The sequence below is a fragment of the Flavobacterium sp. FlaQc-49 genome, assembly GCF_044005985.1.
Taxonomy (GTDB): domain Bacteria; phylum Bacteroidota; class Bacteroidia; order Flavobacteriales; family Flavobacteriaceae; genus Flavobacterium; species Flavobacterium cupriresistens.
Window position 1 is genome coordinate 182,458 of sequence record NZ_JBIPCS010000009.1, and the last position, 18,199, is coordinate 200,656.

Below are 18,199 nucleotides of genomic sequence, written 5' to 3' on the forward strand. Positions count from 1 at the left end.
GTGTAATTAATGGTTAGTTAAAAATTGAACAATAGTTTCTGCGATCTGAATGGGCTCCTGAATGGGAATATTGTGATCTCCATCGATGAGTTTTAGCTCGGTTGTACCGATTTGAGATTGCAACCATTCTCCTGTCGGTTTGCAATTGGAAGCCGATCCATAGAGTAACAGAGTTGGTATGTGTAATTCGGAAATAGGATCGTGATGTAGAAAATGTTTTTCTTTAACCATATCTGCTTTGATGCTCGTCTGGTTAAATAAAAACTCGTATAACCGATGGTTTTTTTCCAACTGTCTTTTTCCCATTTGCATTTTTGTGGTGTCCGTAAAATTGGCTACGTAATGTTCGAGAAATTCCTTGCTATAGGCTTCGATAATATTTCGCGCTTCTTCATCTTTCGGATCCGGTGCTTCGATGATAACCAATTGACCTAAACGTTTAGGGGCTATCAAAGCCGTTTTGAGTGCAATAAGCCCCCCAAAACTATAGCCAACTAGGTGTGCTTTTTTGATTTGGAGGTAATCCATCATGGCGATTAAATCGGATGACATATTTTCTAAATCATATCCTTCTAATGTGCGCTCACTTCTGCCATGACTCTTTAGATCATATAGTACCACATGAAAGTGTTGCGCCAAAATGGGAGCAATATTAAAATAATAAATAGCAAGATTACTAAACATACCGTGGATCAGTACCACGGTATCTTCAGCCTCTTTATTGAGTTCTTGTATGTGAACTTTTTTATTGTTAACTGTAATTATTGGCATTCGTAGATGTAATTGATGATCTGATTCAGATCAAGATTGATCAGTTCATCAAGATCCATAGAAGACAGCCATCCGGTGAAATCAATTTGATCGCCAAAGTGTGCTTTGATTTTTTCTGAAAAGGAAACAATCTCGATACTGTCCATTTCCAGATCTTTAGTGAACGAACTTTCCGGACTGATATCCATCTCTTCTACAAATTCTTCACCGATAATTTCTGTAATAAAACCCTTTAACAGGTTGAATAACTCCTCATGATTCATTTTTAATGTCGTGTTTAAAGTGTCCATCCGATAATGTAATTTAGGTGTTTGATTGTTTTGATTTCTATTTGATCGATCCATAGATGATCTCCTTGTATGCGTGTTACTTCATATCTTTTTGGGTTTCCTTTTAGCCCCGTTCCCAATAATTTTCCATAAGCTTCTTTTGCTACCCAAAATCGGGTGGTCCATTCGGCTTGATCTCGTTCTTTTAATAATGCTGATTCGACATCGGTGAATACCAATTGATAAAATTCAGGGCTGCGTTCGGCAATGATTTCCATATCGATGCCAACAGGTTTATCTTGCCGTGCAATGGCTACTGCATCTTTTCCTTTATGCGCCAATGAGATCTGGATCTGTTCTGTGGCATTACCTCTGAGATAAGGTTTGCCTGCGTTATCAGAATAAATTTCAAAGGTTATAGGATAATTGGGTTGATTTTTCTGTTCACTCAATAAATGGCGTACGGCATCTTTTACCGCTACACGACTTACCATCCAATTCTTTCTGCGGTTGGGCAGGAGTTCCTGATAGTATTGTTTTTCCCTTTGATTGAAATAACGTTTCAGTATAAAATCCCAAGAAGATACACGGGAATAGGCCTGATGAAAGAAAAAGACCTGTGGGGCAATTTCTTCTGACAGACGGTTATGGAGTGGCGACATGGAAACATTCCATAAAGCTTCGTCAATTTCTAATCTCCGGTTTTGCCATCCTTTTATGGAACACCAAACTTTTCCGTTTCTTTGAAGTACAAGGTCAGCGATTGCAAATTCATCGTTTAATTCAGTTAATACGCAGGTACATTCAAATTCACCATCCTGATCGTGCATATCTTCGAAGTATTCAATTTGTTTGATTTTTACAGGGAAAGCAATGCGGTCTTTGGTTAAGGTAAGCTGTAACCATAATCCAAATAATTGTCCTGCATTGTCTAATAAGGAACCCTTACCACCATTGCCTTTTATTTGTCCGATAATACCTTTCTCTCCAACAGCTGATATAGCGGTAATACCTTGATAGGCTTCACCATGAAACATATGCTTTTCATAGATTTCCAAAGGAGTTCGCCCGATAGGTAATAGTTTACCGATGGATAGGTCAAAAGTAGGTGGTTCAGGATGCGATGATGCTAAAAATACTTCTGCATTGGCAAAATTCTCGATATCCAAATAGGCGTGATTGGTGGAACGCCAAACACCTTTTATTCTTTTTTCAAAAGGTTTGGCAACATTCATCCATTGAAATACACTGACATGCATGATCTTGTGAATTTTTGTTTCCGGTCGCTCCGCCTGTGCTGCTTCCGCCAGTAATTCGAAGATCATGGTCATCGGAATCACAGGTTCCATATCTGCCACATCCGACCAACCTTTGGGTTGTCGCAAAAGACTGTGGTCAATAAGATAAGGATGTGTCGCCAAATTGACTTGCAATGTTTTTGAAAAAGGATCGTTAATCACTTGTTTTTTCGTTAAGACAGGTGCGGAAATAACAGTTGGTGTACGATTTTGAAAGACGTCCAATACTTCTTCTTGCATTCGGATCATATCGGCAATATTATCTTGAAAGGCCTGAACTAATGGCTGATTTACTTTTGGTATTGTTTTAGTAAAAACCTCCTTTGGACGTACGGTATCGATAGCTTTTCGCAAGTTTTTTATTGCTTCAAGATCACGGATAATCGGAGATCCTAATTGTAATTTTATACCCTTTTTCGGTAGTGTTTTTCTGTGATTTTGAATGTCTAAAAAATCGAGTGACAGAACTTTGCCTTCTACAAATAATGCAGCTACTACCCGTTGCAACTGGGCAAGAGCTGTTCGGGTGGCTACACTTGAGGCAAGTGTACTGAATGCTTTCCCTTTTAATGTATCATCAATAAAACCGATTAATCCTCCTGTACCTACCTGGATAAAAAAACGGACTCCTTCGTCATAAAGCTTTTCCGTCAGTTCTCGGAATCTTACCGGTTGTACAAGATGTTCAGCACTTAGTTTACGGATAGACTGCTGATCTGCCGGATAAGGTAGGAGTGTAGTAGCAGACCACAGCGGGATTTTTGTTTTTTGAAATTGAACTTTTTCCATTCCAGCTAAGATCAAAGGCAATTTATCTGCTACAAAAGGAGAATGAAAGCCGGATTGAAAGGGTAAAATCTGGTGAAATATCTGTTTTGATTTTAATATAGGTGTCAATTGTTGGAGTGCAACAAGAGTACCGCACAGGATTACCTGATGTGGACAATTATCATTTGAAACATAAAGGTTAGGAATTTGTTCAATCAATGGTGTTATATCGGCAAGACCCGCTCCAATGGCAATGAATTTGGAGTCTTTTAGTTCAAATGTTTTTGGATCAAGGACATCGATCAGATCCTTAACTGAACTTGCTTCGGCCAAGTCTGAAGCATATCCCGCCAACCATTCGCCCATACTATGTCCAGCATTCATATCCGGATAGATTTCCAGTTTTTTTAAAGCACTGTCTAGTATAGCACAATTATTAAAAATGCCTAATGCGTCGTTTAGCAGTCCTTCGCCCCCAGTTTCTATGGGTGCTGTCAGTCCAAAATACCGACTGATTGTTGTGACTTCGCCTTTTTCTAAACCATCCAGTCCCGGAAATACAAAGGCCAGTTTGCCACCAGTCTGTAAAAGGGGAGTGGAGGTGTACCATATATCTTGTTTATTGCGCCAAGCATTATTTTTAGACACAATTTTGATTGCTTTTTGGATACGCTCGGGTGTTGGATCAAAGAGTGCAATACGATAATCGCCATCTCCTAAAGAAGTATCGTTATCTTGAAGTGCAGAAAGCAATGCTTCACGTGTGGATCTGGCAAGTAACAATACGGCGCCTTTTTTGGGTACATGATAGCCTTCGAGGACTACGTGGGCGTTGATACCCCCAAATCCAAATGCATTTACTGCTGCGATTTTTGGTAAACCTGTTTGTGACCAGTTTTTAGCTTCTTGTACCGGAGTAAATCGGGTGAGTTGTAAGGAAGCAGTTGGGTTTTCACAATATAATGTAGGGGGCAATGTGTCGTGATACAAGGCCAGACAGGTTTTGATTAAACCCGCCATTCCCGCAGCAGGCATGGCATGGCCTATATTGGATTTGACAGATCCAATACCGGCACGTGCGGCTGTTGCTGCTTTGCCGAAAAATTGAGCCAGAGTTTGTAGTTCTGTTTTATCTCCTAAAGGGGTTCCCGTACCATGAGCTTCCAGGTAACCGATTTGTTCTTTATCTAAATCGGCATGTGCCCACGCTTGTTCTAATGCTTTTAATTGACCTTTTACCGAAGGGCTCATAACACTTGTTCCATTGCCATCACTGCTTACGCCTACGCCTTTAATGACGGCATAAATTTTATCATGATCGCGTACCGCATCTTCCAAGCGCTTCAAGATAACGAAACCACAACCTTCTCCAATGAGCAGTCCGTCCGCATCTTCGCTAAAGGGTTTGATTTGTTGCTGACGCGATAATGCACCCAATTGGCTAAAGATGCTCCAAAAGGCAGCATTTTGACCGGTGTGAACGCCTCCTGCAATCATCATATCACTGCGGCCACATTGCAATTCTTGTACAGCACGGTCTACGGCTATAAGAGCGCTTGCACATGCCGCATCAACGGTAAAAGCAACACCTCCAAGATTGAATCGGTTGGAGACTAACGAGGCAACAAGGTTGGGGATTAGCCCCATAGCAGTATCTGCAGAAAACCGTCCTTTACGTTCCTGAAAGGCCTGTTTTACTTTTTCAACGTCTGCTGGAGATACCTCCGGCAATAGTTCTTGTAAAAGGGAGAAGATCTGTTCACCTGTACGTACAATTTCAATGGCACGTGTAGCTCCGGGTCCTGTGTAGTTTCCTTTTCCGATGATAATTCCCGTTCGTTCCAATGAAACTTTTTTTTGGAATATACCTGCATCTTCTAATGCTTTTTGAACAAGATCAAGTGTTAACAGATGGTCGGGTTCAGTGCCTTCAACAGCAAGCGGTAAAATACCAAATGCTGTAGGGTCGAATTCATAATCCGGAATAAACCCGCCACGATTACAATAAAAGCGGTCCATAGCTTCTTTGCTATCGCTAAAGTGGATAGGATCGATGCGTTCTGCGGGGGCTACTTCTGTGGAGTCGACTTTATTGATGATATTCTGCCAGAACGCCTCGGCGTCTTTTGCTCCGGGAAACAGGCAAGATAAACCTATAATTGCAATATCTGTTTTTTTCATAGTAGACGAATACAGCGGCTTTTACCAATTTTTACCTGACATGATTAATACTTGACTTTCTGTTCCATATTTGATTTCGTTAAGAAATAGCTCTTTTCCTTCCTCTAATGGTATCAACGAAATTCCGCGACGTTCGTACTCATTTTCTAATGATGAGGTAACCATTCCGGCTCCTTTCCATGGTCCCCAGTTGATCGAGATTACTTTTCCTTTCAACCTTTTGTTTAAGGCATTGGCATAATCATCCAACACACTGTTTGCTGCTGCATAATCGGTCTGTCCTCTGTTACCATAGACCGAAGCGATGCTTGAAAACAGGACTACGAATTGACAATCGGAACGCAATTGTTCGGCCAGTACGCGTAAGGGTTTTACTTTTGTATCAAAAACACGTTCAAATGAACTGGTTGTTTTCTGTTTGAAAAGTTTGTCTTCCAAAAGACCTGCGCCGTGAATGACACCGTCCAATTGTCCATATTGTTCATAAATATGATGGAGTAGTTGTGTCAATCCTTCTTCATCACAAAGGTCTAAGGAGTGATATGCTACTTTATTTCCCAATTGTTCCATATGGTGAATGGTACTCAGGATTTGATTGTTTTTGAAAATACGAGAGGTCTCTTTTTCAATTTGGGGTGGCGTAGTGAAAGTACCGCTCTTGATGAGGTAGCTTCTGATTTCTTCTCTCGACTTCATTAACTCTACTTCTTTTGAATCGGCGATAACTTCTCTCGGGTCTATTGATCTGCCGACAAGAATGTAGGTACAAGGATAAGCTGCTGACATATGTTTGACCAGTTCAGAAGTAATACCTTGCCCGCCTCCGAGGACTAAAACAACAGATTTTTGATCCAGTTGGACATGTGCTTGGTCAAGAGCTGTTAACATAGGCGAAGGTATCATGTCGACTTTATGTCGTTGATTGTCTTTGTAAATGACTTCAACTGATTGGTCTGTTGTCAGAATCTCGCTTAATGCAATTGCTGCTATTTGATCCGTTTCCTGTGCCGTATTGAGACTGATCAACCTGAAGTTAATTTGTTCAAACTCACGGGCTAAACTTTTGAATAAGCCGGGATAACCTTGATAATGACGCAGTGCACGGAGGTCTTTTAATTCTTCAACATGTGCGGGGATATCTGAGATCAAATAAATCCATTGCGCTTTTTCAAGATCCATTTTTTTAATTAAACCAACGTGGTCGATGATACTATGTTTGACAGTAGCGGAGCCTATATCGGAAATAATTAGTCCATCAAAAATGCTCAAATCTTCTTCAACATGAACCAATTGCACAATGGCACCATGTTGTTCCAGTATCGTTTTAATTGCGGCTGTTTGAGTTCCATTGTCCGGAGCTATTGCAAATAACTTTCCTTTCAGTATTTCAGTATTCTGTCCTTCGGGAATAGCAGTCGGTATTAAATCAAATCGCAGGCGTGTTACTAAACTTTGTACGGGCTCAATTGTGCTCATTTCACTTATCCAGATTGCCAAACCATTTAGCGTTTTTATGGCTGCTAATTTTTCCATAAGATCATCAGCTTGCTCCTGGTCAGCTCCAAATCCGATTTTGACTTTTAGATCGCCGATTATTTCCATTCGTTTAATAGAATCGATACTTAAATCGGCTTCCAGATCCAGATCCAGTCCTAACATTTCTTTTGGATAGCCGGTTTTTTCACTCACGATATCTAAAATGATAATTTGTAATTCTGCAAGTGTACAGGTAGTTTTATCTGCTGGTATAGGTGATGCATTTGATAATTCAATTTTTGTTGTGGTTGAATCAGCAGCCCCAGTGTATTCAGTAAGCCAGGTTAGAAGTCCATTTAAAGTCTTTATTGCTGACAGTTGTTCCATGACGGTATCTTCATTTTCATGAGCAACGGTAAATATGCCTAGTTCACTGCGGAGTGTTCCGATGATTTCAATTCTTTTAATAGAATCGATACTGAGATCCGCTTCCAGATCCATTTCCATTCCTAACATTTCTTGTGGATAACCTGTTTTCTCACACACTACAGTTAACAACAAGGATTTGATATCTGTTGCTGGTGTTTGTACGGTTACTTTAGAGATCGGTTTATCGTTGGTAATTAGCGTAGATACTAATGGATCAGCTGGTCTAATTTCTACTGCTGCAGCGTAAACGGGAACGGGACTTATTTGTCCCTGCTGTCCTAAGAAGGAAAGCATGACATCTCGTTGTGCTTGGATCAACATCTTCATGCTGTTTAAATATTCCTGTAGTATGTGCTCTACGGCAGGTTGTGTTTCAGGTGTTTGGATGATCGTAGCATTTGTCATTGGAATGGGAGTTACTATTGGCAATGCACCATGAGCAGGTAATGTACCTGTTGTCGGATGAGCGGCTTGTCCATTTACGCGCCAAATCGTTGGACTTTTCTGGTAAAGGTTAGGTTGATCGATCTGGATTAAAGTCGCGTGTCTGTCTTCAAAAAGTTTATTTAAATTAAAGGTGCGACCCGTTCCAAGGTATTGCGCAAGCATACAAAGGAGATGGGTGAGACTGTTGCGGTTGTTATCGTCGACATGTAGTGTCAGCTCCTCTTGGTTTAAGCAAGCTTTTGTTAATCCGGACAATACTTTTCCGGGACCTACTTCAATAAATATCCTCGCTCCATCGGCATACATCGCTTGGATTTCGTCGGCAAAATGTACAGGTTTCACCAAGTGATCGGTCAATTGTACTTTGATATCAGAAGCCAAATTTGGGTATAAGGTCGCTGTGGTGTTGGACCAAACTGGAATTTGCATTTCCTGAAAAGGAACTTCTTTCAAGACATTGGCATACAAATCTTTCGATTTACTTACCAAAGGACTGTGAAAGGCACAGGCGACCTCTAGTTTTTTGTATGAAATACGTTCGTTTTTAAGTAACACTATAAATTTGTCGATGGCTGCAGTGCTTCCGGCAACAACGCATTGAGTTGGGGAATTATAATTGACAGGATAGCAATCTTGATGTTGGTCAAGAATCGTTTTCAAGCGATCTGCATCGATGTTTAGGGCTACCATAGTTCCGGGATCACCATCTTGAATAGCATCTAAAATAGATTGTGCCCGTTTGCTACTGAGTTCAACCAACTGTTGCTCGTCAAATACACCGGCAAAACATAATGCCGGTAACTCTCCATAACTATGTCCTGCCAACATATCAGGTATAATGCCAAATGACTGTAGCAATTGCGCTAAGGCAAGATCTACAATACCTAAAAGAGGTTGCGCCAGACGTGTATCTTTAATAGTTTCTTTTTGGGTTTTTAATATTGCGGTATCAAATGTAGCGGAAGGAAAGACCACTTTTTCTAAATCCGGATATTGTGCGATAATTTTGCGCAAGGATGGAAATAGTACGAATAGCTCTCGTGCCATATGAAGGTGTTGGCTGCCTTGACCAGGGAACAGAAATGCAGTTTTACCGGCTCGTTTGTTGACAATAAAGATATCTTTACTTTCAATGCCCGTTAACAAGAGTTCTATTTTCATGACCAAATCTTCGGCCGTATCTGCCACAATGCTCAGTTGAATTGGTTTTTCGGAACCGGCGACTAAGCTGTAGGCAATGTCTTTTAAGGTTAGGCCATCATTGATTTCCAATAAAGTTTTTACCTGTACTAATTGAATTTTGGCTTGATCATAATCGTCACCACGGAAGACAAATAGTTCGGATGGCCAAGATTGTAGAATGGCGGCTTCTTCTTTTTGAGGATGATTTTCGATTACCATATGAAAATTGGTACCACCAAAGCCAAAGGCACTGATACCTGCATACCGTTTTTTTTCGGACCACAATCCTGTTGCTGCATGAAATGCAAAAGGGCTTGTATCTGCATTGAAGTAGGCATTGGGCTGTTGGAGATGAAGAGTAGGAGGTTTTACGCCATGAAATACTGCCATAGCGGCTTTGATAAGTCCAGCTAAACCGGCAGCACATTTGGTGTGCCCAATTTGAGTTTTTACAGATCCCAGATGTGTCTGAGCCGGTAAAGCTCCCGACCTGCTAAATAAATTGGTGAGCGCAGTAAGTTCTGTTTTATCTCCGACTATTGTTCCGGTACCATGAGCTTCGACTAGACCAACAGCTGCTGCACTGATACCTGCTTGATCATAGGCACGTTCTAATGCGCGTACCTGACCAATTTTTCGTGGTGCTGTGAGACCAAGGGCTTTACCGTCACTGGATCCTCCAACACCTTTAATAACGGAATAAATACGGTCACCATCACGTACGGCATCTTCATATCGTTTTAAAACCAAAATGGCTACCCCTTCGCCAAGAGCAATACCGTCGGCAGCACTGTCAAATGTTGCGCAACGTCCTTTGCGGGAGAGGGCATGTGTGCTGGAAAACATCAAATAATCGTTGATACCGTTATGTAAATCGACTCCTCCGGAAAGTACCATATCCGATTTGCCCAATATCAGTTCTTGACATGCTAAATCAATGGCAGCCAGTGAGGAGGCACATGCAGCATCTACGGTAAAATTTCTTCCACCCAGATCCAAACGGTTTGTGATTCTTCCGGCAATAACATTGGCTAATATACCCGGGAACGAATCTTCGGTGGTGTGCGGGAATGCTTTTTCTACTTCTTCATGAAGTTCTCCAAAAACTTGTTTATAATAACCTCTGAAACTGTAGCTGTTGGCAAGATCATTTCCTCCTTCAGCGCCAATTATAACCGATATATTTTCTCTGTTGATTTGTTTTTCACCATAACCGGCATCTTCCATGGCACGTTTGGCAACAAGTAAGGTTAAAAGCTGTGTGGGCTCTATCGCTGCAAGTGATTGTGGTGGAATACCAAATTCTATAGGATCAAAATCTATTTTAGGAATAAAACCACCCCATTTTGAATGGGATACATCTGAACCATTGGAATCAGGCTGATAATAGATCTCTTTATTCCATCGCTCGTCCGGTACTTCGGTGACACAGTCTTTTCCAAGAATGATATTACGCCAGTATTCTGCTAAATTTTTGGCACCCGGAAATACGCATTCCATGCCTATAATAGCGACGTCCAACGCTTTTTCGGTTGATGAAGGTTCTTGTGGTAATGCTGCCTGTTTAATATATTTTTGATTATCGATCGCAACATCATGGTGCAGTGATTCCAATGTAATCACTTGGTTGTGCATGGTGGCTACTTGTCCGATCATATACATGCCCAAATCGAGCTGTTGGTTTTGAGGTATAGTAACGAGTGCTTCACCTTGACGGTCAATACCTTTTGCTGCAATCCTGAGACGCCCTACATTCAGTTTTTCAAGCTGTTCCCAAATTTGCTTTTTGTCCATTCCAGTGGCTTGGAGTTTTTTCTTTTCCTCCTCAAAATGTAAGGCGAATGCCGTATTTAAGCAACGTGTTTCGTGACCTGGTGCGGTTTCCAGCAAAACGGTATCTTTGGCTTGCATCGCTTGTTGCTGGAACTCTTGCTGAATGGCACCTGTACGCACAGCTTCCTGTGTATACAAATAGGCTGTTCCCATCAATACACCGACCTTTACACCTCGGGCAGCGAGTGGGGCGGCCATGATCGATACAAAGGCTGTGGAGAAAGCATTATGAATTCCACCGGCAAAAAATACACTTATATTTTCCGGATGATCTTCTTTTAGGATGCGTTCGATTTGTTTTTCCCAAAGTACGGTGCTGGAGAGTGGGCCAACATGTCCACCACATTCCCGACCTTCAAACACGAAATTTTTGGCACCTTCTTTTAGGAAAATATCCAATAATGCAGGGGATGGGACATGTAAAAAGGTTGTGATACCGGCTTTTTCAAATACTTTAGCTTGTGCAGGTCTCCCTCCCGCGATCAGTACGACTGGAGGTTTGACTTCAAGGATATAAGCAGTCTGTTCTTCTCGTAATTCCTGTGGTGCAAAACCTAATATACCTACACCCCAAGTTTTATCGCCGGCAAGTTTTTGAGTTTCTACGACTAGTGCTCTTGCTTGTTCGCCTTTGAGCAAGGAAAGCGCGATAAAAGGCAAAGCTCCCGTTTCTGCTACAGCATTGGCAAATGCCGGAACATCACTCACGCGGGTCATGGGCCCTTGTGCAATAGGGTAGCGCAGGCCAAGTTGTTTTGCTAATGGATTGTTCTGGTCAATAATTGGAGTTGCTTTTGCTTGCTTCAGATGGCCATACATGGCTTCTTTAAATCCAAAAATCAATTTTTTTAGCGTTTTGAAATTTTCATGCAGCTCCGTTGCTAAAGCAATATCTTGTCCCATAGGAATGTAACTCTTGTTGAGGTCAAGGTCATTAAAATATTGCTCTAACTCTTCGATAGAAACATTTTCAGATAAAACAGGGGAATTGGGTCTAACCAATACGCGATGATGGGCGATGATCTTGGTTTCTGTCCCATTTAATTTTGAACATAGATTTTTAAGGTCTTGTGGAATGGTACTTTCCGGATATAGTGCCAATTGACTGTCTAATACAATACCTTTTGCTCCAAGTGCTGTTGCCGCAGCGGCCGTATGAAGGCCTATTCCTCCTTGTATCCATACCGGTATGGTGTTGATTTCTTGTATGATACGTTGAAATAAAACAAAGGTAGATTCATAACCAACTAATCCTGCAGCTTCATTTCCTTTCACAATAATTCCAATAGCTCCCAGTTGTTCAGCCTCTCTTGCTTGCTCAAGATTACTTACCTGATAAATCCGTGATACATTAGGATAGGTGTTTATTGCGATCCCAAAGGGAAGGATAACTAGACTTACCTGTTCGGACAGTTGAAGTGATGTTAGCTTGTCATTTGTGAGATAGATACCGTAGGAAGGTATACTGATGCGGTCAAGTTGATTTAATGCTTCTTGAGCGATTGTTAGATCATTTCCTAAACTTAATACGGGGAATGCTCCGGCCTGATGTAGTGTAGACATCAAATTGACGTCAGGCTTTTCAAAAGGTGTTATTCCTATAATGGTTAAATTTTTCATTCGTTGATGATATTTAATTTATATATGGGGATAATAAAATTATAATTAAGACCTTAGGAGTAATATTCGCTAGTGAGGCATAGTAGAGTAAAAGTAGTTAATTTCTGCTAAATTTGTAAGAGACAATGTTAATTTTATGGTTATTTTTTTACATAAATGAAGAATAGCGGATTGTCATTAGTCTGGCGCTCAGAAATTAATTTATTTTTCAGGACTTTTTAGGGATGTTTTTGATTTTTTCGTACTGTCATCTACCGCATTTTTTTCTTTTTGGTAACATTCAGATCTTCATTAGTAATGACTTGGTAACTTTGGACAGGTAAAGGAATTTTGATGAGATGTTACCTTTTAATGAATTGGTTCTCGGTGGAGATCTGGGGGTTGTAGGCAGGCTTTAATTGCTCGTTTTTAATGTGTTTTTGTTTGATTCTCAGGAACGTGGTAGCAGGATCAGTTTTGCTGTAAGAGTTTCTATTGGCTTCATAACATTTAAGTTAAGGCATAATGTTTTTTGTTAATCAAAGAATAAATACTATTATTTAGAATTCTTTAACCTCTTAGAGCTATGAGTAGTTGACCGCTTTCTGTTTTAGTATCAATTAAAGTATCACCTCCACTTTTGAATACTTATTCTAAATGTCTAAAATACTTTTTTAAATCAGAGAGATAAAAAAATTGGCTTTCTATCTCTTAAAAACAGGTAGAACTACGCACGATAATCAAAGTTTTAGTGAGTTTATTTGTTGTTAATAAAGATTTTATTCACATAGTATAAATCAAACAACTAAACTCCCTGATCATGGAAAACTACTTACATGGCTTACTCGATGAAGAAAAAGACCCAATTATTAAGCAATATTTAAAATATATAGACGAAGGAATTCCGCATACAGATAAGTCAAAAGACGTATTAATCATTGGTGCCGGAATGGCCGGAATGGTAGCTGCAGCTATGTTAAAGGAAGCGGGCCATAATGTAACGATAGTCGAATCTAATACCCGTGTTGGTGGAAGGATTAAGACTTTCCGAAATTCTACGGACAAAAAATACTTTGAAGACGATACCGTTTATGGCGAAGCCGGTGCAATGCGCATCCCGACTATACATAACATGGTACTCAGATACATCGAAAAACTCGGACTCAAAACAGAGCCTTTTTATTATCTGTCTGTCGATAAGGCTCAGGCAATTGCACATCAGGCAGATCCTGCCAAACCGGAACCGGATGTTACAAGAAACTCTCTTTTCTATATTAACCGAAAACGTGTTGTTCAAAATGAATATATTCCAAAGGATAAGAAGAAAATTGTCGATGTAAATGAATTGCTCGACTTTAATTTGGGTAGTAGCGAAAACATGCGTGCCGACCAGTTAATGGCAAATCTTATCAATCCGCTTAAAGATTTTATTGCAGAAGATCCGATGAAAAACTGGCCGTTGCTGATCGAGCGTTACGGAGAATATTCGATGCGTCGTTTCTTGAAAGAACATTCCATGTACTCAGAAAATGCTATCGAAATGATTGGTGTCATTCAAAACCTGGAATCCAGAATGGCTTACGATTTTATCCAGAGTTTTATAGAGCAGAATATTATTAAAGATTCTACGCAATTTATGGAAATCGTAGGAGGATGTGACATGCTGCCTAATGCTTTTTTTAAAGCCCATAAACTCGAAGAAAACACCTATTTCGATTGCAGGATGACAAAAATGATGCTTGTCAATGAAAAGGTAAAAATAGAAGTAAACATAGAGGTGAAGCGCGACTCCCAGTTTTATGAAGATGCAGGGTACAAAGCATTAGAAACATCTGTTAGTGATATGGAATTTGATGAAGTAATTGTGACTATACCTTTTTCGGCACTAAGGCACGTTTATGTAACACCACAATTCGAGCAAGAAAAACGAAAAGCAATCCGGGAACTGCATTATGATTCTGCTACTAAAATATTGCTTGAATTTCGTGAAAAATGGTGGCAGGAAGCACCGTATAATATCGTTGGGGGTGGTACAATTACTGATTTTTCCAACCGTTTTACGTATTATCCGAGTAATGATTTAGGAAGTAAAGGGCATGGTGTAGTACTGGCTTCTTATTGCTGGTCAGACGAAGCGAGCCGCTGGGATTCTATGGATGATGATGACAGGTATTTCTATGCACTTAAAAATCTTGCCATTATGCACTCCGATGATAAGAAAGAACAGCAACGCATTATCGACCTTGCTGTAATCACTTCAAGCATCAAAAACCGCAAAGGGGAAACCGGAAAATTAATTGGTGCCGCAACACAAAGTTGGATGCGTGATCCTTATGCTTATGGCGAAGCAGCAATCTTTAACCCGGGTCAGCTGCAGTTATTACAGCGCCATATCATTTCGACCGATTGGCAAGGAAAAGCACATTTCGCTGGAGAACATACTTCGCTGAAACATGCCTGGATAGAAGGTGCTATCGAGTCCGGAATCCGTACTGCGCTGGAAGTTAACGAAAATACAGGTAATCTCAATAACCCGATTTAAGATGTCAGAGAAAAAAATATCAGTTGCAAAATACCTGCAAATACGCCTTGAACAATTAGGCCTTACCCACTTATTTGGTATTGCGGGCAATTATACCGCACCGTTTTTAAATACGATCCTTGAGGACAAAAACGCGAAAATTAAAATTGTTAATGATACAAATGAAATAAATGCCGGACACTGTACCGATGCTTATGCAAGACAAAACGGTTTTGCGGCAGTAGCAGTAACTTATGGAGTGGGAGCATTTACATTGTTGAATTCCGTTGCGGGTTCTTATGTAGAGCACTGCCCTGTGCTTGTCATTAATGGGGCTCCAACCAACAAAGACCAACAGCGAAGCCTCGTTCAGGGCATGCTGGCATCACATATGACAGGTGATATGTACAGTAACATCAATGTGTTCCGAAATGTTACCGTTGCGGCAGAACAAATCACAGGTTCATCAGATGCTCCTTATAAAATTGATGCAGTGCTGAATGCCTGTATTTTATATGGAAGGCCAGTTTATCTTGAGGTTTTTGAAGATGCATGGCGAATGGAATGCAATCCGCCTGTAGCTCCATTGGTAGAAAGAGAGACATCAAAATGTCAAACAAGCGCACGCAAGGCAGCTCAAAGAGTCGCTGCGATGGCTCGTGGAAAAGAAATCATTTTCTGGGGCGGAATTGAAATCCAGCGCTACGGTATTCAAAAAGAATTCCTGGATCTGATTGAAACTACCAATACGGAATTTGTAACTTCCATACTCGGGAAATCAATCGTATCCGAAAACCATCCTAAGTTCAAAGGTGTTTTTAATGGCAAAGCATCTCCAAAAGATGTTAAGGAACAATTCGAAAAAGCCCAGTTAAAAATAGGCCTTGGTGTATGGACCACCGGTAAAAATCTGGGTGGTTTTGATGTTTGGAAAGACGATACTGTACTTGCCAATCACAGCGGTGTCAGGATAGGTCCTTCTTATGTAGCGAATGTATCGCTAAGGGATTTTATGATATTCCTGAAAGAAGAACTTACCAAAGTTACCTTTAGTGCCTACGAAATGTATGAAACAAATTACCTGCCTGAATCATTTTTTGTAGCTGATGATGAGATAACGGAAAAAGAGAAACCAGCCCTTACCTACGATACTTTTTTCCAACGTATCAATAGCTTTATAAATGGTAGTCATATAGTAGTTGCCGATGCCGGTTTTCCTTTATTGGGCGCCCAAGGCATTCGTATTGCAGAACCTAATGGATTTGTGGCGCAGGCATCATGGCTTTCTATCGGCTATTCGGTACCTGCTGCAACCGGAATAAAATGTGCAAGACCTGATAAAAGACCGGTAGTATTTGTTGGAGATGGTGCTTTTCAAGAAACCTGCCAGGCAATATCAACACAGAATAAATTGAAACATGATACTATTGTTTTTGTGTTAGATAATGGTATTTATGGTATTGAACAAATGCTTGTGAACCCAAATCCTTTCCGTGGCGCTGACAAAGTAGAATATAGTATCCCCGATTTAAACAGCGTTTATGATTACAATGAAATGCACCGTTGGAAATATGCCAAGCTTGTTGATGTATTTGGGGGCAAAGGTTTTGAAGTTAGCAGTCTCGACGAACTCGAAGAAGTTTTGCAACAACTTGATACGATTAAGGAAAATACAATTATACATGTGAACATTCCAAAGACATCCATTCCGGAAGCGATTGCTTACAAAACAGAAGAGCCGGGTGAGGATGAATTTTTAGATAAAGACTGGAATTTATGTTAAGTTAAAAATCAGAGACTTTGTTGTATCTGTGTGTAACTTGTTGTCTTTATAACTTAAAAAAATAGCAAGTGAATACCAAGGGATATTGATATTTTACAAGAGTAACTTTTGTATCTGATTCGTAATTCTGTCTTTATTATTTTGAAAAGAACAAAAAAAAGTCCTAATGAAAATTAGGACTTTTTTTATGGAGAGAGCAGGATTCGAACTAAGATGTTCAAGAATCTATTTTTAGATTAATTGGATATAAAATCTTTTGTTTATGTAGGATTATTACCAAAAAGATGTTCGTGCAATTTGTTTTTATCTATGAGAACATTTTTTTTGAGAGGCGTCATAATGAAAATATATGCTTCATTTTCAATTTGATAAAGTAATATATTGGCATTCATATACTTTAATCCATAATATTCTATTTGACTATATATTACCTTTGCGTCCTGATTGTTAATTTTGATAACAAATTTATTGAAATTCAAGTCAAAGCTTTTTATAGTGTCATTATTTATCTGGTAATTGATCTCTTTATCTGAAGAAAAATCAATTCTATTAATTTGATAGTTATCTTTAAATACTTCTGGACTCAAATTAACTTCGTATAATCCTTCGTTTATAGTTGAAAAATAACCAGGTGTAGGATAATTAGTTGATTGCTGATTATTAAAAGTAAAATTCTTAGAAACATTTTTAAGTTTTATTACCATTAATGAATACTTTGATTCAATTTCATATTGTGAAATAATTGAGTCATTCTTTAATGTATAGGTACCAATACGAACATGGTCTTTTTTAAAAGGTAATAAATTTTTTATTTTGATGCTTTTGGTTGGAACAAAATTCATTTTGGTCATTAAATTCATTTCTTTTTCTACCAGATTTTTTTTGCAACCTAAAAAAATGAGAAGCAATAATAGGACACAGATAATCTTCATGTTAAATTTATTTAAAGCGAAGTTATTTGATTTCTTGTAATTAAAATGCATAATTATAAATAATTACTGTTCCATCTTCTGTTGTTTCTTCTCTAGCTAAAAAAGGTATCGTTTCTGGTTGAAAAAATGCCAGCATGATTTGAGGTATGAGTAAAGCAACTTCATTACTTTGCAGAGCGCGCATTAGTATCTATATATTGTATGAGGTTTTGAAAATTTTCATTAAAGCTTGATAGATGTTGTAAATTATGTAAAAATAGAGTTCGTAGAATCAATGTTTTTGCTGAAATAGCATAAAAGAAAGAATAATCTTAAAATTACCTGAAGGTTTTTTTAGTGTAAACTTTATGTTATCAGATTGTTATGGAAAACTTTGAGAAAAAGAGTAAAAAAAGAGGGTTGAAAGTATTGTAAATGTGAATTAAAGATGTAGTTTTGCACCCGCTTTGCAACACAAGCGAAAATAAAAAGAAACACACGTTCGTAGACATATTGAATTGACAGCCGTTTTAACAGAGATGTTAAAACAAAAGAATAAGAGTAATGGAATCGAGAGATTCGAAAAGAAACACTAGAGAAAGCGTCGCAATATAATATAAAAAATATACGATGAAGAGTTTGATCCTGGCTCAGGATGAACGCTAGCGGCAGGCTTAACACATGCAAGTCGAGGGGTAGAGTTCTTCGGAGCTTGAGACCGGCGCACGGGT

The 18,199-nt window shown here is 39.4% G+C and carries 7 protein-coding genes and 1 rRNA gene; 3 read left to right on the forward strand and 5 right to left on the reverse strand.

From position 1 onward, the window contains the following. Nucleotides 1-6: 6 nt before the first annotated feature. Genes ACHRV3_RS17800 through ACHRV3_RS17815 form a run of 4 tightly spaced genes read right to left on the reverse strand, consistent with a single transcriptional unit; the run spans nt 7 to nt 12,274 of the window. Nucleotides 7-771: an alpha/beta fold hydrolase gene (locus ACHRV3_RS17800; protein WP_395436044.1), complete on the reverse strand. Its 765-nt coding sequence runs from the start codon at nt 769-771 to the stop codon at nt 7-9. Next, entirely contained in the window at nt 762-1,061 is a 300-nt protein-coding gene (locus ACHRV3_RS17805) for an acyl carrier protein (RefSeq protein WP_047779296.1), read from the reverse strand. The genes ACHRV3_RS17800 and ACHRV3_RS17805 overlap by 10 nt, the downstream gene beginning before the upstream one ends. Then, entirely contained in the window at nt 1,049-5,287 is a 4,239-nt protein-coding gene (locus tag ACHRV3_RS17810) for a beta-ketoacyl synthase N-terminal-like domain-containing protein (protein WP_395436045.1), read from the reverse strand. Before ACHRV3_RS17810 ends, ACHRV3_RS17805 begins: the two co-directional genes overlap by 13 nt. A 21-nt stretch (nt 5,288-5,308) precedes the next feature. Next, a complete protein-coding gene (locus tag ACHRV3_RS17815) occupies nt 5,309-12,274 on the reverse strand; it encodes an SDR family NAD(P)-dependent oxidoreductase (RefSeq protein ID WP_395436046.1) in 6,966 nt (2,321 codons plus the stop codon). 799 nt (nt 12,275-13,073) lie between these two features. On the opposite strand from ACHRV3_RS17815, the gene ACHRV3_RS17820 reads away from it, so the two are divergent. Both ACHRV3_RS17820 and ACHRV3_RS17825 read left to right on the forward strand, forming a co-directional pair. Then, on the forward strand, nt 13,074-14,795 hold the full coding sequence (locus ACHRV3_RS17820) for a flavin monoamine oxidase family protein (protein WP_395436047.1): 1,722 nt from the start codon (nt 13,074-13,076) through the stop codon (nt 14,793-14,795). 1 nt (nt 14,796) lies between these two features. Beyond that, complete coding sequence (locus tag ACHRV3_RS17825; RefSeq protein ID WP_395436048.1) at nt 14,797-16,557, forward strand: alpha-keto acid decarboxylase family protein; 1,761 nt, start codon at nt 14,797-14,799, stop codon at nt 16,555-16,557. A 260-nt stretch (nt 16,558-16,817) separates the two neighbouring features. Here the strand turns inward: ACHRV3_RS17825 and ACHRV3_RS17830 are convergent, their stop codons facing one another. After that, complete coding sequence (locus tag ACHRV3_RS17830; protein WP_395436049.1) at nt 16,818-17,489, reverse strand: hypothetical protein; 672 nt, start codon at nt 17,487-17,489, stop codon at nt 16,818-16,820. 606 nt (nt 17,490-18,095) lie between these two features. Here ACHRV3_RS17830 and ACHRV3_RS17835 point away from each other — a divergent pair. Then, nucleotides 18,096-18,199: ribosomal RNA gene (locus ACHRV3_RS17835) — 16S ribosomal RNA — on the forward strand; the annotation flags it as partial.